Annotated in this window: 19 protein-coding genes and 2 pseudogenes; 12 read left to right on the forward strand and 9 right to left on the reverse strand. The window is 70.2% G+C overall.

The genetic code is table 11. The features are described 5' to 3' along the window. Positions 1-224: 224 nt before the first annotated feature. Entirely contained in the window at positions 225-947 is a 723-nt protein-coding gene (locus G3I41_RS24385; RefSeq protein ID WP_164402522.1) for a hypothetical protein, read from the reverse strand. A gap of 20 nt (positions 948-967) precedes the next feature. On the opposite strand from G3I41_RS24385, the gene G3I41_RS24390 reads away from it, so the two are divergent. From G3I41_RS24390 to G3I41_RS24400, 3 genes and pseudogenes are all read left to right on the forward strand, one after another. Next, positions 968-1,204, forward strand: coding sequence for a hypothetical protein (locus G3I41_RS24390; RefSeq protein ID WP_239081809.1), 237 nt, complete (start codon positions 968-970; stop codon positions 1,202-1,204). A gap of 113 nt (positions 1,205-1,317) precedes the next feature. Continuing rightward, positions 1,318-2,013: pseudogene (locus tag G3I41_RS24395) on the forward strand (transposase family protein); the annotation flags it as partial. A gap of 200 nt (positions 2,014-2,213) precedes the next feature. Further along, positions 2,214-2,777 carry an ABATE domain-containing protein gene (locus G3I41_RS24400; protein WP_164402523.1) on the forward strand — a complete coding sequence of 188 codons (564 nt, stop codon included), beginning with the start codon at positions 2,214-2,216 and terminating at the stop codon, positions 2,775-2,777. A 156-nt stretch (positions 2,778-2,933) separates the two neighbouring features. Here G3I41_RS24400 and G3I41_RS24405 read toward each other — a convergent pair whose 3' ends face one another. Together G3I41_RS24405 and G3I41_RS24410 are read right to left on the reverse strand one after the other, a co-directional pair. Continuing rightward, positions 2,934-3,419: a nuclear transport factor 2 family protein gene (locus G3I41_RS24405; protein ID WP_164402524.1), complete on the reverse strand. Its 486-nt coding sequence runs from the start codon at positions 3,417-3,419 to the stop codon at positions 2,934-2,936. Positions 3,420-3,544: 125 nt separating this feature from the next. Further along, a complete protein-coding gene (locus tag G3I41_RS24410) occupies positions 3,545-3,736 on the reverse strand; it encodes a hypothetical protein (RefSeq protein ID WP_164402525.1) in 192 nt (63 codons plus the stop codon). A gap of 135 nt (positions 3,737-3,871) precedes the next feature. Between G3I41_RS24410 and G3I41_RS24415 the strand changes: the two are divergent. Both G3I41_RS24415 and G3I41_RS24420 read left to right on the forward strand, forming a co-directional pair. Then, positions 3,872-4,447, forward strand: a pseudogene (locus G3I41_RS24415) (transposase); the annotation flags it as partial. Positions 4,448-4,699: 252 nt separating this feature from the next. Beyond that, complete coding sequence (locus G3I41_RS24420; protein ID WP_164402526.1) at positions 4,700-5,776, forward strand: alpha/beta hydrolase; 1,077 nt, start codon at positions 4,700-4,702, stop codon at positions 5,774-5,776. Positions 5,777-5,828: 52 nt separating this feature from the next. On the opposite strand, the gene G3I41_RS24425 is transcribed toward G3I41_RS24420, so the two are convergent. After that, positions 5,829-6,665 carry a prephenate dehydratase gene (locus G3I41_RS24425; RefSeq protein ID WP_164402527.1) on the reverse strand — a complete coding sequence of 279 codons (837 nt, stop codon included), beginning with the start codon at positions 6,663-6,665 and terminating at the stop codon, positions 5,829-5,831. Positions 6,666-7,036: 371 nt separating this feature from the next. Here G3I41_RS24425 and G3I41_RS24430 point away from each other — a divergent pair, with 371 nt between their 5' ends. The 7 genes from G3I41_RS24430 (at position 7,037) to G3I41_RS24460 (ending at position 14,605) form a co-directional block, all read left to right on the forward strand. Beyond that, the gene (locus tag G3I41_RS24430) at positions 7,037-9,367 is read left to right on the forward strand and encodes a helix-turn-helix domain-containing protein (protein WP_164402528.1); all 2,331 of its coding nucleotides are present in this window, start codon (positions 7,037-7,039) and stop codon (positions 9,365-9,367) included. A 184-nt stretch (positions 9,368-9,551) separates the two neighbouring features. Then, on the forward strand, positions 9,552-10,568 hold the full coding sequence (locus G3I41_RS24435) for an AraC family transcriptional regulator (RefSeq protein ID WP_164402529.1): 1,017 nt from the start codon (positions 9,552-9,554) through the stop codon (positions 10,566-10,568). 105 nt (positions 10,569-10,673) lie between these two features. Beyond that, positions 10,674-11,759: an LLM class flavin-dependent oxidoreductase gene (locus tag G3I41_RS24440; RefSeq protein WP_164402530.1), complete on the forward strand. Its 1,086-nt coding sequence runs from the start codon at positions 10,674-10,676 to the stop codon at positions 11,757-11,759. After that, positions 11,756-12,412, forward strand: coding sequence for a CE1759 family FMN reductase (locus G3I41_RS24445; protein WP_164402531.1), 657 nt, complete (start codon positions 11,756-11,758; stop codon positions 12,410-12,412). Before G3I41_RS24440 ends, G3I41_RS24445 begins: the two co-directional genes overlap by 4 nt. Before the next feature lie 51 nt (positions 12,413-12,463). Continuing rightward, a complete protein-coding gene (locus G3I41_RS24450) occupies positions 12,464-12,865 on the forward strand; it encodes an SsgA family sporulation/cell division regulator (protein WP_164402532.1) in 402 nt (133 codons plus the stop codon). A 165-nt stretch (positions 12,866-13,030) separates the two neighbouring features. Beyond that, complete coding sequence (locus G3I41_RS24455) at positions 13,031-13,693, forward strand: hydrolase (RefSeq protein WP_164402533.1); 663 nt, start codon at positions 13,031-13,033, stop codon at positions 13,691-13,693. Between the two features lie 78 nt (positions 13,694-13,771). Continuing rightward, the gene (locus G3I41_RS24460; RefSeq protein WP_164402534.1) at positions 13,772-14,605 is read left to right on the forward strand and encodes an alpha/beta hydrolase; all 834 of its coding nucleotides are present in this window, start codon (positions 13,772-13,774) and stop codon (positions 14,603-14,605) included. Positions 14,606-14,799: 194 nt separating this feature from the next. Here G3I41_RS24460 and G3I41_RS24465 read toward each other — a convergent pair whose 3' ends face one another. The 5 genes from G3I41_RS24465 to G3I41_RS24485 all read right to left on the reverse strand — a co-directional run bounded on the left by G3I41_RS24465 (position 14,800) and on the right by G3I41_RS24485 (position 19,679). Further along, positions 14,800-15,363 (reverse strand): DNA starvation/stationary phase protection protein, encoded by a 564-nt coding sequence (locus G3I41_RS24465; RefSeq protein ID WP_164402535.1) that lies wholly within the window; start codon positions 15,361-15,363, stop codon positions 14,800-14,802. Beyond that, the gene (locus G3I41_RS24470; RefSeq protein ID WP_164402536.1) at positions 15,360-15,875 is read right to left on the reverse strand and encodes a DoxX family protein; all 516 of its coding nucleotides are present in this window, start codon (positions 15,873-15,875) and stop codon (positions 15,360-15,362) included. Before G3I41_RS24470 ends, G3I41_RS24465 begins: the two co-directional genes overlap by 4 nt. 27 nt (positions 15,876-15,902) lie before the next feature. Beyond that, complete coding sequence (locus G3I41_RS24475; protein WP_164402558.1) at positions 15,903-17,795, reverse strand: amidohydrolase; 1,893 nt, start codon at positions 17,793-17,795, stop codon at positions 15,903-15,905. Positions 17,796-17,896: 101 nt separating this feature from the next. Next, the gene (locus G3I41_RS24480; protein WP_164402537.1) at positions 17,897-18,586 is read right to left on the reverse strand and encodes a GPR1/FUN34/YaaH family transporter; all 690 of its coding nucleotides are present in this window, start codon (positions 18,584-18,586) and stop codon (positions 17,897-17,899) included. A 124-nt stretch (positions 18,587-18,710) separates the two neighbouring features. Further along, positions 18,711-19,679 carry an alpha/beta hydrolase gene (locus tag G3I41_RS24485; protein ID WP_164402538.1) on the reverse strand — a complete coding sequence of 323 codons (969 nt, stop codon included), beginning with the start codon at positions 19,677-19,679 and terminating at the stop codon, positions 18,711-18,713. Positions 19,680-19,781: the final 102 nt, after the last annotated feature.

The following is a 19,781-nucleotide window of genomic DNA, read 5'->3' on the forward strand; positions in this document are numbered from 1 at the left end:
TGGCCTTCGACCTAGCCGGAGCTCCAAATGCTCGACAGGTCGGCGACGACTGCGTCTCGGTCACGCAGGAGCCCGCCCCGCTCGCGGCGACCTGACGTCCCGCTTCGCGGGATGAAGGGCTGCGCTCCGCTCCGCCCCGGCCCTTCCGGCTTCGCCCCCGGAACCAGAAGCAGTCCGCTGACGCGGTGTGGCCGGGCTGGAGGCGGGGTACGGGCCGGCTGGGGTCAGTCTGGGAGTTTGACCACGTGGGCTTTCGGAGGTTTGACATTCAGAGGGGTGTTGAAGTCGCTGAAGGAGGTGACGTTGCGGAAGTCGGGGCTCTTGTACACCACCTCGTAGATGTAGGGCTTGCCTTCGGTTGCTATATGGAACGTGTATGCGCCGCTCTTGTCGGTCCTGTCGGTGACGATGAGGCCGATCGTGGATACCCCGCGAGTCTTGCCGGTCTCACCCTTGACGACCTTCCCGAATGAGGCGAAGGGGTGGGTGCAGTCAGTCAGTCCGTTCTCGCCGGCTGATGCGGCAGGATCGACTGTCGTCCTACCCCAGCTCTTCTGATCCTTCCGACCTTTGGTGTCCATGCCCGAAAGCTGCATGTGCTTCAGGTTCGGGCGGATGAAGTCGGTGTCGCCGATACGGATCTGATCGAGTCTCTCACCCGTACTGGCAGCTGTTGTGAAGGAGCAGGTGCCCTTCAGGTCGGTCCTCAGCCGGGTGGTACTCCAGCGCCCGTCCTCCATGGTCATGCGCCCTGTGATTGTCACCGCCTGGAGGGACTTCATGGTCTTGTTCGCCTCGGCGAGCATCTGTCCGGCCGACTGCTCCTGCGGCTCCGTGTTCCCGGAGCACCCCGAGAGCGTGACGGCCAGGGCGATGCACGCGGCGCCGGATGCCGCAGTACCAAAGAATATTCGCACGATCGTTCCCCCAGAGTTTAAATCGATCATGATAGCGGCACGGTGTCGGGGTGAACTCCAGCGCTGGTTCGGCGAGCCCGCGATGGCTTCGACGCTGCACGCAGAACGCCGCGTGCTCCGGCCTGGGCGCCCAGACCGGCGGCCGCGTGGTGACACCACCGCACCGCAAGTTCAAGAAGAACGCTCCTGAGTGGTATGAGGAGATGCAAGAGCGGCGGTGCAAGGAGCACTCCTCACGCCGCATCCAGGTCGAGCACGGCATCGGCCATCTGAAGAACTGGCAATGAGCTGATTCCAACCTGTCTGCGGTGTCCGCCAGTTGGGCGGCTCTGCAACGCGATGAAGCTCCTGGTAGGAGGTGTCACGACCAAGATCCACCGTGCCCCACCAGGAGCTTCGCGTGCTTGTCTACCCGTCGTCGATTGATCTGTCCAGCCGCACCTTGCGGTACCTGAGTGCTCGGCTGTGTACCCGGCGAGGGGAAATTGGGACACGCTGGCGGCGTCTGCCCGCAGGACGGCAGGCCCTGCTCGCTCTGGCTCACCTGAGGTGCGGTGATACCTATGCCCAACTGGCCGCCGGGTTCCGCATCGGCATCGCAACGGTCTATCGCTACATACGCAAGGTAATCGACGTCCTGGCCGCCCTCGCCCCGACCCTGACCGAGGCGATGAAGACCGTCCGGACCAAGGCGTTCGTGATCCTGGGCGGCACCCTCCTGCCGATCGACCGGATCGCCGCCGACACCCCGTACTACTCCGGGAAACGCAAGCGTCACGGCATGAACGTTCAGGTCCTCACCGATCCGTTCGGCCGGCTGCTGTGGGCTTCCCCCGCCCTGCCCGGGTCCGTCCACGACCTGACCGCCGCACGGGCGCACGGGATCATCGACGCGCTCGCCGCGGCCGATCTGAAGTGCTGGGCGGACAAGGCGTACCAGGGCGCCGGCCACCTCATTCGCGTCCCGTTCCGAGGTCGTCGCCTCAAGCGGTGGCAGCGCCGGCACAACAGCACGCACGCCAAGATCCGCTGCCTCGGCGAGCAGGCCATGGCAACTCTGAAGAGCTGGCGCCTTCTGCGGAATCTCCGCTGCAGCCGACGGCCTGGCCGCGCTGACCGCCTGGGTCGAGCACGGCAAGGGAGCCATGGGCTCACCGTGCGGCGGAGACCGATCGAGAATGTATTACCGGTTAGACAGGTGACGAAGGGGCTGCGGGTCCGGCGCTCCGGTCACCGGTCGGCTCGGACGATGGCGCGTTCTTGCACCTCGATACGGTCACCTGTCAGAATGGTGACGTGAACCTCGACCATGTCTTCGTCTGCGGGAACCCGGCGCTCGACTTCGCGGCCACCCTCCGGGCCCGGCGGTCGACGCGCTTCGAGATGTTCGCGTCTCCGGACCGGCTCAACGCCTGGTACCTGGAGTCCGGGCTCGTGGACGCGGTCGTCCCCGGCACCGAGGACGACGTCCGGGCGGCGGTCACCGTGCGCGAGGCCGCCTACCGGCTGATCACCGACCGCCGCCTCGGCGAGGAGTCCGACCGCGAGGCACTCGCCGTGCTCAACGCCGCCGCGCGCAGGCCGCCCGTAACGCCTCAGCTCACCCCGGCGGGCCGGCACACCGAGGCGACGCCCGCCCAGGCCCTGGCCACCGTCGCCCAGCGAACGGTCGAGCTGCTCAGCGGCCCGGACGTGCCCTTGCTGAAGGAGTGCGGCAACCCCGAGTGCACGCGCGTCTACATCGACCGGTCCCGGGGCATGCGACGGCAGTGGTGCGGCATGGAGTCCTGCGGCAACAAGTACAAGGCCGCCGCCTACCGGGCCCGCAAGAAGACCGCGGCGGCGGACGCCGCGAGCTGACGGGCGCCGGCCCCGGATCGCGCGGGGTGGGCCTTCGGCTCTCCGGCGCCGCCCGGGCGGACTCGGGGTGGGCGGCCGCGCGCAGTTCGCGCGACGCGCTGTGCCGGTGGCTCATGACGGTGCCCTGCGCCCCCGCCCCCCGCCTGGCTCTCCGCGCTACCGCCCGGTGGCGGCCTGGTGCAGATGACGGCTCACGTCGCCCACCATGCGGATCTGAACCCTCCGCTCCACGAAACGCCACTGCCCTTCGCGGCGGGCGAAGCGGTCGCGGTACCGGCCCGCGGCGACGGGCTGCAGCGGCAGGTCGGCGAGCGACTGGAGGACGGTGACGTACGAGCGCGCGACCGCCGCGCCCGCCTGTTCGTCCACCTGGACGCGGATGTTGGTGGTGACGTGCTGCGTACGCGGCGTGCCGTCGGCATGGACGATCACGGTGTTCCGGAACATCTCCTCGATCGCGGCGCTTCCGCCGACCGGCTCGCCGCTGCCGTGGAACGTGGCGTCGGCCAGCAGAGCGCCGAGGCCGGCGAAGTCGCCGTCGTCCACGAGTTCGGCGTACCGGGCGATCAGGTTCTCGATGATCCGGTGACTCGGCAGGGAGTCGCCGAGCGGGCAGGAGGGCGCGGGCACGAACTTCTCCATGGTGGCCTTCGAGGGGCGGGTGGCTCTCGCGCGACGAGGGGCGCGGGTGATTCATCGGGGGTACCCAGGGCGGCCGTGGCCCGCGCGGCGGCCGCCGTACGGGGCGAAGGGGCCGAACGGTGCTGCTACAGGCCCAGGTCGAAGGCGACGCACGAGTAGAACTTCCACGAGTTCTCGGGGGTGTACGTGTCTCCCTCGGCACCCGGCGCGGCTTCCACCTCCGCCGTCATGTCCTCGCCGCGGATCCGCTCGGGGAGCTTGCCGAAGCGCATGTGCCTCACTGCCGCGTCGGCGTCCATGGCGCGTTCCTTGTTCATGGCTCTGCCCCACTTCTTCGGTCGTGGATCACGTCCTGTTCGTCGCTCCGGGCGACTACTGCCAGCATGCACCCCCGCTCGTCACCCGTCAAACCGGTGACGCAATATCGGCTCGTGACGCTGATCCGTCCGAAGGCACCGCGGATGGCCGAGCGGCTGGTCGAGGACATCTTCACCGCGCTGGACGAGCAGACCGTCTTCGTCCCGGGCACGGACGCGGCAGCCCTGATCGTCCCCAGCCTTGCCAGCTCACTCCAGGCAGTGCTTGACCAGCGGGAACTCCTCGCCGCACGGATCGAGGAACTGCTGGAGAACCACCCTCTTCGCAAGGTCCTGACGTCCATGCCGGGGATCGGCGTCAGGACCGGAGCCAGGATTCTCATCGACGTCGGCGACGGCCGTTCGTTTCCGTCCGCAGCACACCTTGCCGCATACGCCGGCCTTGCCCCAGCAACCCGCAGCTCGGGCTCGTCAATCCGTGGCGAGCAACCGTCCCGGAAAGGAAACAAGCAGCTCAAACGGGCTTTCCTCCTCTCCGCGTTCGCGGCCCTGGCCGACCCGGTCTCCAGGGCCTACTACGACAAGAAGATCAGCCAGGGCAAGCACCACACCCAAGCTCTCCTCTGCCTCGCAAGACGACGAGCCGACGTGCCCTTCGCGATGCTCCGCGACGGCACCTTCTACGAACCCCAACCCGCCGCTTCAGCTTGACCGCACCCATAGGGGCCCCCGACACTCGGCCCACGCCGGTGCCCCCTGCCAGCACCCCTCCGGATAGCGCGGCTCGCCACCGCATCGACCCCGCCACGCGCAAGGCGTCACCTGCTGGACAGGTGACGACTTTCTGTGCGAGGGTCGCCATGCCCTCGCGGCCCGGCACTTCCGTACGGCAGGTGTGAGCGCCATCGCGGGCAGCGCGATCCGGACAACGTATGAGCACGTGCACGTAACGGAGGGTTTGACATGATCAACAGGCGCACTTTCAGCAAGGCCGTCGGCCTGGGCACCGGCGCGACCGCGGTCTCGCTGTCGGGCCTGGGGTCCGACGCGTCCGCCTCCACCAGCTCGCACGGACGGCCGGGCGGCGGCTCGCAGGTTCCCACCGTCCCGGCGATCACCCCGGGCACCCACACGTCCTTCGGCGAGATCAAGCAGGTCAAGGCGGGTGTTCTGAACGTCGGCTATGCCGAGGCCGGTCCCGCCCACGGCCCGGTGGTCATCCTGCTGCACGGCTGGCCGTACGACATCCACAGCTACGTCGACGTCGCCCCGCTCCTCGCCGGCCTGGGCTATCGCGTCATCGTCCCGTATCTGCGCGGACACGGCAGCACCACTTTCCTGTCCGACCGCACTCCGCGCACGGCCGAGCAGTCGGCCATCGCGCTGGACGTCGTCGCCCTGATGGACGCCCTGAAGATCGAGAAGGCCGCGCTGGCCGGATTCGACTGGGGCTCACGCACCGCCGACATCATCGCCGCCCTGTGGCCGGAGCGGGTCACCTCCATGGTCTCCACCAGCGGCTACCTCATCACCGACCGCAAGACGCAGGCCGCACCCGCCGACCCGGCCGTCGAGCGCACCTGGTGGTACCAGTGGTACTTCGCCACCCCTCGCGGCAAGGCGGCCATGGAGGTCGAGGAGAGCCGCCTCGCCCTGTGCCGCTACGTGTGGACCCTGGTCTCCCCCAACTGGGACTTCGACGACGCCACTTACCACCGCACGGCGGAGGCGTTCAAGAACCCGGACTACGCGGCCGTCGTGCTCTTCAACTACCGCTGGCGAATCGGCCTGGTCGACACGGACCCCCGGTACGCGCGCCACGAGAAGCTGCTCGCCGCCCAGCCCGCCATCCACGTGCCCACCGTCACCCTCGACGCCGCGCTCGACCCCTTCACCCCGCCGCCGGGCGACGGTTCAAGCTACCGCTTCCACTTCACCGGCCCCTACGCGCACCGCACGATCGCGGACATCGGCCACAACTTGCCGCAGGAGGCGCCCACCGCCTTCGCCCAGGCCGTGGTCGACGCCGGCCGCCTCTGACTCCGGGGCGCGGGCCGACGGCCCTCCCTCAAACCGCTCTCGCGGGACCCGGTCAGCCCCTCAGCCGGCGGGGGTGGGCCGGGTAGACGCCCAGGACGCGCACCTCGGAGGAGAAGAACCGCAGTTCCTCCAGGGCCAGGGCGACCCGCTGCTCGTCGGGGTGGCCCTCGGCCTCGACGTAAAAGCGGCTGGCGTTCAGCCCCGCACCGATCTGGTAGCTCTCGATCTTGGTGAGGTTCACGCCGCCGGTGGCGAAGCCGCCGAGGGCCTTGTAAAGCGCGCTCGGGATGTTGCGCACGCTGAAGAACAGGCTCGTCATGGTCGGCTGCCCCAGGTCCGGGGCGGAAGCGGGCGTGCGGGACAGGACGACGAACCTCGTGGTGTTCTCCGGGTCGTCCTCGACGCCGGCGCGCAGGACGTCGAGACCGTGCAGTCCTGCCGCGGCGGGGGGTGCGAGTGCCGCGTGCCGCGCGTCGCCCAGCTCGGCGACCTCGCGCGCCGCGCCGGCGGTGTCGTCGCAGACCAGGGTCCGCCAGCCGCCTTCCCGCAGCAGCTTGCGGCACTGCCCCAGGGCGTGCACGTGGCTGCGGACGCACTCCACCTGGTCGAGGGTGGCGCCGGAGACGCCCATGAGGTCGAAACGGATGGCGAGGAAGTACTCGCCGACGATGAACAGCCCGGACTCCGGCAGCAGGTGGTGCACGTCGGCGACGCGTCCGGCCGCGGAGTTGTCCACCGGGATCACGGCGAGGTCCGCGTCGCCGAGCGCCACGGCGTCCAGGGCCTGCTCGAAGCCGGTGCAGGGGTATTCCGAGGCGTCCGGGTACAGGGCGCGCACGGCGGTCGCCGAGTTGGATCCGGGTTCACCCTGATATGCGACGGTCGTCACCGCGTTCAGCCTTCCTGAGGGACATCCTGTCGTGGGGCGGCAGACGTTCCGTTGCGTACCGCGCCTGCTGAAGTATCGGCGAACTCGCCTCCCTCACGTTCACCAGGGGCTGCATCCCGGGACCGCGACCGCCGTCCGCCGCGGCGCCGGTCACCGTCATCGTTTCCGGGAGTCGGAGGGCTGGCGGGGGCGGCAATCGGCGTCTGGTGCGCGCGTACTAATGTCGAAGTCAGCGAATTGCCCACCTTCGTCCGTTGCGCTCATGAGAGCACTTTGCCTCTCATGAGCACAACGTCGCCGATGGGACCGTAGTTCGTTTCCGGCGGATCCACGAGGAAGGCAAGGCCAGCATGGTTCGGGGCGGTCACTCGGTGACGGTCTCCTCTTTCGGCAGGTTGGTGCGACGGCTGCGGCTCGCGCGGGCGCTCACGATCGAGCAACTCGCGGAGGCCTCCGGGGTATCCGTGCGCGCGATCGGTGACATGGAGCGGGGTCGCAGCACGAAGCCCAGGCACGGCACCGTCGCGGCGCTGATGCAGGGCCTCCGGCTCGGAGAGGCGGAGGCCGAGGAATTGTTCCTGGCCGCGCGTGCCGACCGCAGCGAGAAGGCGGCGGACGTGCCCGCGCCCACCGCGCATTTTGCTCCGCTGCCTCGGGGGATCCGTGACTTCGTCGGGCGCGAAGACGAGTTGAGAGTGTTGGGTGACCTCATTGAGGAGGGCACTCGCTCCGGCGCGGGGCGGTCCGGGACCGCACCGCCGTTGCCGCCGGTGGCTGTGGTGTCCGGGGTGCCCGGGAGCGGTAAGACGACCCTGGCACTCCGCCTTGCCGAGGAGCGGCGCTCGGACTTTCCCGACGGCGCCTTCTTCATCGACCTGCGCGGTCTGGAGGACCGGCCGCCGACTCCGGACGAGACGGTGGTCCGGCTGCTGAACGCCTGGGGGGTCGACGACGCGCAGGTTGGCCGGCTCACCAGTGAGGAACGGCTCGCGCTCTACCAGTCCGCCGCCGCCGGGCTGCGTGCCGTTCTGGTTCTGGACAATGCCGGCCATGAGACACAGGTCAGGGCGCTCCTCCCGGCGGAGGGGCGGATGCTCGTCGTGGTGACCAGCCGCCGGCCGCTGGCCGGGCTGAGCGGTGTGCACCGCCTGGAGCTGGGAACGCTCGCCGGATCTGAGTCCACCGCTCTCCTGCGCGCGATCGTGGCCGACGGCCGGGTCGATGCCGACCCGGACGCGGCGGCACGGGTGGCCGGACTGTGCGGCCACCTCCCGCTGGCCCTCCGGGTCGCGGCGAACTGGGCGGCGACTCGCTCCGGTTGGACCCTGGGACGGCTCGCGGATCGGCTCGCCGACGAGGACCGCCGGATGGATGCCCTCAGCGCGGGCGATCTGGGAGTCGCCTCGGCGTTTCACCTGTCGTACTCCCGCCTAGCCCCCGAAACGGCGCGTGTGTTCCGCCTGCTGTCGCTGATTCCCGGCGGGGACTTCAGCATTCCGTACGCAGCCGTGCTCGCGGATACGAGTGTGGTGGAGGCGGAGGACACGCTGGAGGAGTTGCTGGAGGCCGGACTCCTGATGACGTCGGTTGGGGATCGCTACCGCTTTCACGACCTGTTGCGCCTGTATGGGCGCGCACGGAATCGCGACACGGACAACGAGGCGGTTTCGGTGGCTGCTGCCGCCCGGTTGCGCGGGTGGCTCCTGGATACGGTCGCCGCTGCGGCGCAGGTCGCCATTGGAGAGGCGGAGGCCCAGGAAGGCAGCGCCTCGACGGCGTCGCCTGAACACTTCCGTACCCGTGAGCAGGCCCTGGAGTGGCTGCGGGCCGAGAGCGACAATTGGCTCTCGGCCCTGCGGCAGGAGGCCGAGCAGCAGGATCCCGGACGGGTAGTCGTGATCGCGTTCGCCGTCGAGGGCGTGTGCAACTCCTGGATCTCCTGGGGACACTGGTCGGAGGTGTTTGCCCTCGGCGCCCGTTCGGCCCAGGCGACAGGCGATCCCGATTCCCAGGCCGGATGCCTGAGCATGCTTGCCTGGGTGTACTGGCAGTGCCACCGCCGACACGAGGAAGCGCTCGAGACCGCCACCTCCGCGCTGGCCATCGCGTCCGCGTGCGGTTCCCTCGGCCGGCAGGCGGAGGCATACATGTATCTGGGCTGGCTGCGCGATGTCGTGAACGATGTGGTGCACGCCGTCGAGGACGTCGCGCAGGCCATGGATCTCTTCATGCGTGCGGGCGACACTCGCCGGTATCTCCAAGCGGCGAATATGAACATCACGGTGCTGCGCAAGGCCGGCCGCGGGCAGGAGGCGGTCGAGACGCACCACGCGGTGATGGGCTCACTGGCGCAACTGCCGGGCGGGATAGATGACCCGCGCTACGCCGTCACTGTCCGCATCTCCCGTTACCACGTCGCTTTCGTCTACCTGAATGAGCGCCGGTGGGAGGAGGCGGCCGAAGTACTGGACGGGCTGGAACAAACGTACGCGGACAGCGGATTCCACCTCGCGACGACCAAGATCTACTTGTTCCGGGGCCACTGCCTGGCCCATCTCGGTCGGGAAGCGGAGGCGGAAGGCGACTACCGGGCCGTGCTGGGGCTGGGTGATTCCGCCCCGGTTGATCTTCGAGAGGAGGCGCGGGCGGGTCTGGCCGGACTCAGTACGGGCGCTCTGCCCTCCCGTACTGCTTTCGAGTAAGGCGCCTGGGGGAAGGAACGGACAGGCAGTTCGAAACCGCCTGGTGTCTGCCTGGTTACCGCGGTGACGGCTTGGTTGGCTGGGGATTGCGCAAGGAGCCGTACGCAGGACGATCTGCGTCGGCTCCTTCCGCACTTCCCGCCCGACTTCCCCACTCCGCTCCCAGGAGACAAGGAGCACGCACTTGAGCCTTTTGCTGCCTGCCGGCCCCGTCCACGACGAGGAAGATCTCGCCCGCTGGGGCTCGCGGTGGGGCGACGCCGCGATGCCGGTCTCCGTCACGACCGCCGACGGCCGGGTGCCGGGCGGCGACATCGTCATACACCGACTGGGGGCCGTGACCGTCTCCGCCGTCGTGTCCGGCGCGCAGCGCGTGACCCGAGTCCCCGTGCGTAGGTCCGGCGCGGACGAGCCAGACGTCGTGCTCCTGCTGCACCCGCACGGCTCGGCAACGTACCGGTGGCGCGGCGACGATGTCCTGGCCGGGCCGAGTGTGCTGCTGATACACGACAGCGCGCAGTGGTGCTCGCTGTCGTATGAAGGTCCCTTCACCGCTGTTGTGCTGCGGGTGCCCGCTCGGGCGGTCGGTCTTTCCGCGGAGCAGTTGGGCTCGGTGGCCGGTACGGCGCTGCCCACGACGGACGGGACGGCTGCGCTGCTCGCGTCGCTTCTCCCGGCAGTCACCTCCCCCACGGCGGACTGGTCCCCCCGCGTCGGCGAACGGCTGGGGGCCGCGCTCGTGGACCTGGTGACGCTCCTCGTACTGGAGCACAGCGCGCCGGATCCGGAGACGGTGCAGAACGGTCCGCGCGGAGAGCTGGTGCGCAGGGTCAGGGCGTACATCGACGGGCACTACCGGGACCCCTCGCTCTCGCCGGAGTCCATAGCCAGGGCCCATCACATCTCGCTGCGGTACCTCCACCGGGTCTTCGAGGCGGAAGAGTCGACCGTGGGCCGGCTCATCCAGCGGCGTCGGCTCGAGGAGAGCGCACGCGAACTGGCCAGGCCCGGGCGTCGGGCCGTGACCGTGGCCGCCGTCGCCCAGCTGTGCGGCTTCACCAACGCGGCCCACTTCAGCCGCGCCTTCCGCCAGCTGCACGGGTGTTCACCGCTCGAATGGCGGTCGCGCGCCTTCGCTGCGAGCGGCGTGCCGGACGAGGCGGGGCGTTTCCTCGTACGGCGGCCGGCGGCCGGGCGCTGAGCGGCAAGGCCCCGTACACCGAGCGGCGCCCCGGCCCGCTCCCCCGCTCCTAGCCTCGCACCGGCGCGGTACACGCCGCGCCCCAGGCTCCGAGTGAGGAACACCATGCAGTTCGGCATCTTCAGCGTCGGCGACATCACCGCCGACCCCGTCACGGGAAGGCCGCCCACCGAGGGGGAACGGCTCAAGGCCATCCTCGCCATCGCGCTCAAGGCGGAGGAGGTCGGTCTCGACGTCTTCGCTCTCGGGGAGCACCACAACCCGCCGTTCGTCCCGTCGTCACCCACCACTGTGCTCGGCTGGATCGCTGCCCGCACCGAGCGCATCGTCCTGTCCACGGCGACGACGCTCATCACGACGAATGACCCGGTGAAGATAGCCGAGGACTACGCGATGCTCCAGCACCTCGCGGAGGGTCGGACCGACCTCGTGCTGGGCCGGGGCAACACCGGCCCGGTGTACCCGTGGTTCGGGAAGGACATCCGGGACGGGATTCCGCTCGCTGTGGAGAACTACGCGCTGTTGCGGCGGCTCTGGGACGAGGAGAGCGTCGACTGGGAGGGCCGCTTCCGCACACCGCTGCAGGGATTCACCTCCACTCCGCGCCCGCTCGACGGCGTGCCGCCCTTCGTGTGGCACGGCTCCATCCGCAGTCCCGAGATCGCCGAGCAGGCGGCCTTCTACGGGGACGGCTTCTTCGCCAACAACATCTTCTGGCCGGCGCGCCACTACCAGCGGCTCATCCGCCTCTACCGCAGACGGTTCGCCCACCACGGCCACGGCACGGAGGAGCAGGCGATCGTGGGGCTCGGCGGGCAGGTCTTCATGCGCAAGAACTCGCAGGACGCCGTGCGGGAGTTCCGGCCGTACTTCGACAACGCGCCTGTCTACGGGCACGGGCCGTCGCTGGAAGAGTTCACCGAACAGACCCCGCTCACCGTTGGATCGCCGCAGCAGGTCATCGAGCGGACGCTGCGCTTCCGTGAGGACTTCGGTGACTACCAGCGGCAGCTGTTCCTCATGGACCACGCCGGGCTGCCGCTCAAAACGGTCCTCGAACAGCTCGACATCCTCGGCGAGGAGGTGGTTCCGGTGCTGCGCCGCGAGTTGGCGGCTGCCCGGCCCGCCGGGGTCGCCGAGGCTCCCACGCACGCGGCACGCGTGAGCAGTTTCGCGGGGACCGCCCGATGAGCCGCCCCGTTCGGCGCGTAGTGGTCGTGGCGGGCGGGCTCGGCGTCCCTTCGGCGACGGCGCTGCTCGCGTCCCGGCTCGGCGAGGCGACGCGCAACGCCTGCGCGGATGCCGGGGTCGAGTGCGTCACCGAGGAGGTCTCGTTGCGCCCGCTCGCCCGTGACATCGCCTCCGCTCTCGTCACCGGCTTCCCGCCGCCCGCCCTCGAAGAGGCGCTGGAGCGCGTACGTGCGAGCGACGCGCTCATCGCGGTGTCGCCGGTCTTCGCGGCATCGTTCTCGGGGCTCTTCAAGTCGTTCGTGGACCTGTGGGACCCGGACGGTTTCACCGGTCGGCCGGTCCTCGTCGCCGCGACGGGCGGAACGAGTCGGCACTCGCTCGTCCTGGACCACGCCCTGCGGCCTCTCTTCGCGTATCTGCGTGCCGCGGTCGTTCCCACCGGTGTCTTCGCGGCCACCGCCGACTGGGGTACGGGCGCCGAGGACGCCGATCCCGCGCTGCCCCGCCGCATCGACCGCGCGGCTGCCGAACTCGCCACCGCCCTCGCCGGGCGCGGGGCTTCGGCGGTGTCCGGTTTCGCCGAGGAGGAAGAGGAGGGCATCCGTGTGTTCGCGGCGCAACTGCGCAGCCCCCGCGCGCACTCGGCGGGGTAGGCGCCGGGCGCGGCCGGTGGACGTCTGCCGTCGCACGTGGACGGAGCGGACGTGAACGGCGTCGTACACGTCCTGACCGCGGACGTCGTCGGGCCGCACGCTCACCTGGCACGGTTCACCGTCCATCTGCGGCATCTTTCGCACGACCCGCTCGCCGTCCACTGCGACTTCCTGTCACCCGACGGCCGGCCGACGGTGACCTGGGTCTTCGCGCGGGCTCTGCTGGAGGAGGGTGTGAACGGCCTGGCCGGTGAGGGCGACGTACGCGTACGTGCGGCCGGTACTCATACGGAACTGGTCCTGCGGTCGCCCTCGGGCAGGTGCGTCCTGTACCTCCGTACCGCCGCTGTGCTCACCCATCTCGCCCGCACCGACACCTGGCCGTCGACGGTCGCGGAGTGCGTCGCGCGAGCGGTCGACGAATTGCTCGCGGGCCTCACGACGGCCGGCTGACGTCTCTGCCCCGGGGCCGCAGGTGTGCAGGCAGGGCACAGGAAGCGGACCTTCACAGTCAACCGCCTTCTCACCGGCGGCCATAGGTTCGCCATGTCGAGCGCGGCACCGGTCGGTGTCCGGCTGCTCTTACCTCATCCCACTTATTTCACCCGAGGAATCACCATGTTCGATCCCAGCTCCGTTCAGGCCGCCCCGAGTCCGGACCTGCTGACACCCGACAACGCGATGATGCTCTTCGTCGACCACCAGCCGCAGATGTTCTTCGGCGCGGCGAGCGCCGACCGTGCAGGCGTCATCAACGCCACGGTCGGGCTCGCCAAGTCCGCCCGCGTCTTCGACGTGCCGGTGGTGCTCTCCACGGTGGCCGCCGAGTCCTTCTCCGGCCCGATCCTGCCGCAGCTCCTGGACGTCTTCCCGAAGCACGGGGTCATCGACCGCACCTCGATGAACGCGTGGGAGGACGCCGCGCTCGTCGAGGCGGTCAAGGCCACCGGGCGCAGCAAGATCATCCTGTCCGGTCTCTGGACCGAAGTCTGCCTCGTCCTTCCCGCCCTGTCCGCGCTCGGTCAGGGCTACGAGGTGTACGTCGTCGCCGATGCCTCCGCGGGCGTCACCGCGGAGTCGCATGAGCACGCCATGCAGCGCATGACGGCTGCGGGCGCCGTGCCCGTCACCTGGCTCCAGGTGCTCCTCGAGCTCCAGCGCGACTGGGCGCGCGGCGAGACCTACGCCGCGACGCTCGATGTCGTGAAGGAGCACGGGGGCGCGTACGGCATGGGTGTCGTCTACGCCCAGTCGATGATCAGCCCGCACGCGGCCGGCTGATCGCCTCCCGCAGGTGCCCGGCACCCCGTGGTGCCGGGCACCCGTCATTCCCATCCCGCCTTCCCGAAGGAACCCACCATGTCTTTCCTCACCGTCGGCCATGAGAACAGCACCCCCATCGACCTCTTCTACGAGGACCACGGCAGCGGCCGGCCCGTCGTGCTCATCCACGGCTACCCGCTGGACGGCCACTCCTGGGAGAAGCAGCTTCCCGTCCTGCTCGATGCCGGCTACCGCGTCATCACGTACGACCGGCGGGGCTTCGGACAGTCGTCGCAGCCCACGACCGGCTACGACTACGACACCTTCGCCGACGACCTGCACGCGATCATGGAGCGGCTCGACCTGCGGGACGCGGTCCTCGTGGGCTTCTCGATGGGCACGGGCGAGGTCGGCCGCTACCTCGGCCGGTACGGGTCCGGGCGCGTTGCCAAGGCGGTGTTCCTCGCGGGCCTCGAACCCTTCCTGCTGAAGACGGACGACAACCCGTACGGCGTCGACGGCGCCGTCTTCGACGGCATCCTGGACGCCGTGACCCGCGACCGCTACGCGTACTTCGATGACTTCTACCGGGACTTCTACAACCTGGACGAGAATCTCGGAACCCGCATCAGCGAAGCCGTCGTGCGCGCCAACTGGGCGACGGCGGCCGGCTCCTCCGCGTACGCGTCGCGTGCGGCCGTCCCGACGTGGCTCACCGATTTCCGCGACGACATCCCGAAGATCGACGTGCCGGCCCTGATCGTGCACGGCAGTGGTGACCGCATCCTGCCGATCGGCGCGACCGCCGAGCGCTTCCACGCGGCGCTGCCCGCCGCCGAGTACGTCGTGATCGACGGCGCCCCGCACGGTCTGCTGTGGACGCACGCTCAGGAGGTCAACGAGGCGCTGCTGGCATTCCTGAAGCGGTAACCCCCTCTGTCTGAGACCCTCCCGGTGCCGGGGCGGTGACGAACGACGTCACCGCCCCGGCACCTTCGTGCGTGCGGACGCGGGCCGCCACCAGTGCGTCGTCCGACTCGCGGTGCGTGGCACAGCCGGAGGCCGCGGGCGCAGCGAAACGCCCCGCGTCCGGGAGACCGGGCGCGGGGCGGGCGGTGGGGGGATCAGCGGGTCCGAAGGTTCCCGGGAGCGGAGGCGTCCTTCGCCGCCTCGGCCGCAAGGAACCACGCCTGCCGCTCCCCCGTGCGGACGATCGAGGACACGAGCAGGTCCTCGGTGCCGGGGTCGTGGAGGGCGCCGAGCCGGGTGGCGGCCTCGCGGGCGTCCACGAGGATGCCTTCGTGTGTCCTGAGCAGCCGGTGCAGGAGATCCGGCACGTCCTCGGCTCCGTCGGGGAAACGGGGCACGGAGGTCAGTTCGGCGGCGTGCCGGGGATCGGCGACGGCGATCCCGCCGAGGATCTGCACCCGTTCCGCCAGATCGTCGACGAGCGCCTGCTGTTCGCCGGCGTGCCGGTCGAAGAGGAGGTGCAGCGAGTGGAAGAGGCCGCCGCGCACCTGCCAGTGGCTCTTCTTGTAGAGGGCGTACAGCATGTGGGTGTCGGCGAGTACGCGGTTGAGGCGCTGGGCCGCGTACCGCCGGGTGTCGGCTGTGAGGCCGAGCGGCACGGGGTGCACCGTCCCGAATTCCTGGAGTACGGCGGGGCGGGAGGTCTGCTGGGTGGTCATGAGGCGTTCCTCGGGGTGATCGCGGGTGAGGGTGTGCGGTGCAGGAGGAGACGGGTCAGCAGGCCGCTGGCGAGCCCGAGTGCGAGGCAGCCGGTGTTCAGCCAGGCCGGCCAGGGGGTGGCTCCGAGCCGGGAGTCCAGTGACCAGGCACCGGGGCCGGCCAGGACGAGTGCGGCCGGAACCGCGATGAGGAGCAGGGGGTATTCGTAGCCGTCGTTCTGCACCCATGGGCCGTGCGGGCGCTTGACGGTGAGGGCGACGGTCATGACGCCCATCACGCCGGCCCCGGCGAGCGGGGTGAGGGCTCCGGCGGCGAGCAGCAGTCCGGCGCCCACCTGGGTGCCTCCGGCGGCGAGAGCGGTGAGCCGCCCGCCGCGGAATCCGTCCTGCCGGAACTCCTCGACGCCGCCCGCGAGGCCCTTGCCACCGAGCCGGAAACTGATCTTCTGCACTCCGTGGCCGGCCACGAGCAGTCCCGTGACGAGCCGGAGCAGCAACAGCGCGCTGTTCACGCGTGTTTCTCCTTGTGGTGAGGTCGGTCAGAGCACATAGCAGGGGTCGAAAACCTGCGGCGCGGTGCCCTCGGGAGCGAAGCCGCGTGCCACCCGCCACTGCCGGTGCTGTTCGGAGGCGCCGACCGCCTCGGCGATCCGGTCGGCCTGACGCGCTCCGATGAGGCCCGGCGGCGGTGTGGCCTGGTAGCCGCCGAAGTGGGCGACGGGACTCCAGGCCGGGGCGAGCGGGGGCAGCGCCTCGTCGACGCCCTCGTGCTCGGCCGCCGCGTACACGATGCGGCCGCCCACGACGGTGAGTACGGACTCGATGTGCGGGATGTCGTCCTGGTGGACGGAGAAGTAGTCGTGGCTCAGCAGGGTGAAGTCGGCGTAGCGGCCGACGCCCAGGGTGCCCTTGATGTCCGCCTCGCCGGTGATCCGGGCTCCGCCGATGGTGTACAGCTCCAGGGCGCGTTCGCGGCTCAGGAGCCGCTCCGGCGGGTAGAGGCACAGGTCCCCCACCGTGCGCCCGGTGACGAGCCAGTGCAGCGCGACCCATGGGTTGTACGAGGAGACACGCGTCGCGTCGGTCCCGGCGGCCACGGTCAGACCGGCCTCCAGCATCTCGCTCACCGGTGGGGTGTGGGCGGCGGCCCGCGCTCCGTACCGTTCGGCGAAGACCCGGCCCTGGAACGACATCCGGTTCTGCACGCCGATGGCCCCGCCCAGCGCGGCGATTCGCTCCAGGCTGCCGGAGGAGACGGTCTCGGCGTGGTCGAAGAGCCAGCGGCCCTGCCCGGGGAAGAGCCCGTCGGCGGCGAGCTTCTCGAAGACGGCGAGGTCCCGGCGGATCGTCTCGTCGTACGTGGCGTGGAGTCGAAAGCCCCAGCCGTGTTCGAGGAGCAGCCGCACGGCCTTCTCGAACTCGCTCTCGTAGCCGGGGGCGAGGCCGGGGCGGGGCTCGGCGAAGTTCTCGAAGTCGGCGGCGGCCCAGATCAGGTTCTCGCCGGCCCCGTTGAGCCGTAGCCAGGCGTCGCCCTCGTCAGGCTTCACCATGTCCGTCCAGCGGGCCAGGTCCGCCAGTTCCTGCCCGGCGGTCTGGGGGAAGAGATGGTAGGCGATGCGCAGGGACAGCTCTCCGGCCCGGGCCAGGTCGGTGACGGCGGCGTAGTTGTCGGGGAAGTTCTGGAAGCCGCCTGCCGCGTCGACCGCCGAGGTGAGCCCGAAGCGGTTGAGTTCGCGCAGGAAGTGCCGTGTGGACAGGCGCTGCTCCTCGGGGCCGAGGCCGGGGGCGCGGGCGAGCGTCGAGTAGAGGACGAGGGCGCTGGGCGCGGCCAGGAGGAGGCCGGTGGGCTCACCGTCGCGGCCCCGGACGATCTGCCCGCCGGCGGGGTCGGGGGTATCGCGGGTGAGTCCGGCCGCGCGGACGGCGGCTCGGTTGAGCAGCGCGGACTGGTAGAGGTGCAGCACGAAGACGGGTGTGTCGGGGGCGGCCGCGGTCAGTTCGGCGACGGTCGGCATACGGCGTTCGGCGAACTGGTCGGCGGTCCAGCCGCCCACGACACGGATCCACTGACCCTTCGGCGTACGCCCGGCCTGTTCACGCAGCATGGCGAGGGCCTGTCGCAGCGACGGCACACCGTCCCAGCGCAGTTCGAGTACGTAGTTGAGTCCGCCGCGGATCACGTGCAGATGGGAATCGTTGAGTCCGGGCACGACACGGCGTCCGAGGGCGTCCACGACGCGGGTGCCGGGGCCGGTCACAGCGGCGACGTCACTCTCGTCACCGATCGCGAGGATCATGCCGTCGCGTGCGGCGAGGGCCGAAGCGGCGGGCCGGGCCGGGTCACCGGTCCACACCTTGGCGTTGCGGACGACGAGGTCGGCGCCGGCCGCTGGGGCGAGGCCCGGCTGCGGTGTGAACCCGCCGACGGGCATGGGGGTGCTGCTGGTCATGGAATGAGGCTCCAGTGGGTGGTGAAAGAGTCACGGCGGCAGGAAGGCGACGCCTGCCCGAACGTGGGGGGCTGCGGCCGTCCTCAGAGAGTGCGGCGTACGCCCGCGTGACGTTCGAGGTTGCGCAGCTGCACGCTCAGGTCGCCCTCGACGGCGTGGTGCGCGGGGCCGCTGCGGCCCAGTGGCAGCACCTCCTCGCCCCGCATGTCCTCCAGCATCAGCGCGAACGCGGCATAGAGGGCGACGGCCGCGAGAAGCAGACCGAGGGCTCCGGAGAGGACGGTGAGCGCGTGCGCGCCGCTCAGCCCGGCAGCGGCGGCCGCCCCGAAGCGGGGCACGGCCACGCACAGCACGAACCACAGCGCGCGTTTGGCGCGGGCGACGGACGCCATGAGAAGCGCGAAGAGTGTGAAGCACAGATTGAGCACGCCGAGGACGCGCGATCCGTGTTCCGGGTGCAGGGCGAGGACGAGGGCGTTGGCGAGCCACGTTCCGGAGAAACACGCCATGAGCGTCGCCGCCAGGACGTCACGTGCTCCGAAAGCGAGTACGGCGACCAGAAGTTGGAGGACGAACGCGGGCAGGATCGTGAAGGCCACGGCGCGGCCGGCGTCCTCGCCGAGTATGCCGAGCTGGTAGGTCCCGGCGACCACGGAGGCGATGCCGACGGCGTAGAAGCCGAGGGGCATCGGGGAAGCGATGGGCCGCAGGTTGATGCGGGTCATCGCGCGCAGATCGGGTTCGAAGCGGCGGGCGGGTGGAGGTGTGGTCATGGTGATCACCTGTCGGAGAAGACTGCTGCCCCATCAGGGCAGCACGGCGGGGCGGGACCGGCCGGTGCCGCATGAAGGCCGGTCCCGCCTGGGCAGGGCTCGATACCGCGGAGTTGAGCGGAGATCAGCGCGGCGACAGCGCCGTACGCAGCGTGGCGACGGCGAGGGCGATCGCGGAGTCGGCGGCCTGTGTTCCGCGCAGCGCGTTGAGCATGACGAAGTCGTGGATCACGCCCTGATACCGCACGGCGGTCACCGGCACCCCGGCGGCCCGCAGCTTCGCGGCGTACGCCTCCCCCTCGTCGCGCAGCACGTCCGCCTCCGCGGTGATGACGAGCGCCGGCGGAAGGCCGGCCAGCTGGTCGGTCGTGGCGCGCAGCGGGGAGGCGGTGATGCGGGCGCGGTCGCTCTCCTCGGTCGTGTACTGGTCCCAGAACCAGCGCATACCGTCGCGGCGCAGGAAGTAGCCCTCGGCGAACTGCTCGTAGGAGGCGGTGTCGAAGGAGGCGTCGGTGACCGGGTAGAACAGCACCTGCTGGCGCAGAGCGAGGCCGCCGCGCTCCTTGGCCATGAGGGTGAGCGCCGCGCTCATGTTGCCGCCCACCGAGTCACCCGCGACGGCGATCCGTTCGCCGTCCAGGCCGTGCCGGGCGCCGTCGGTGACGATCCAGCGCGCCACAGCCCAGTTCTGCTCGATCGCGACGGGATAACGTGCCTCGGGCGAGAGCGCGTACTCGGGAAAGACAACGGCCGCGCCCGTTCCGTCGGCGAGTTCGCACACCAGCCGGTCGTGGGTGTGCGCGTTACCGAAGACCCAGCCGGCACCGTGGATGTAGAGGATCACCGGGAGCGGCCCCGTGGGCCCTGCGGGGCGCACGACGCGTACCCGGACGTCACCGGTGTCAGACGGGACGGTCACCCACTCCTCGTCCACCTCAGGCAGTTCCACAGAGCCGGACTGCGCTTCGTCCACAGCGGCACGGCCCTCTGCGGGGGCGAGGTCGAAGAGGTAGGGGGGCTGCGCCGTCGCCTCGGCGAACGCAGCGGCGGCCGCCTCCAGGACAGGTGAAGGCGGAACGGGAAAGGATTGCATGAATGGTCTTCTTCCAGCGCTCAGAGGGGTACGTCGGAGCAGAAGGTGCTGCTCCGAAGAGCACGCTAGGCACGACCGACAGCGAGTCCCGCCGCTGCGCGC

Source organism: Streptomyces sp. SID9727 (assembly GCF_010550605.1).
In the GTDB taxonomy this organism is placed as follows: Bacteria; Actinomycetota; Actinomycetes; order Streptomycetales; family Streptomycetaceae; genus Streptomyces.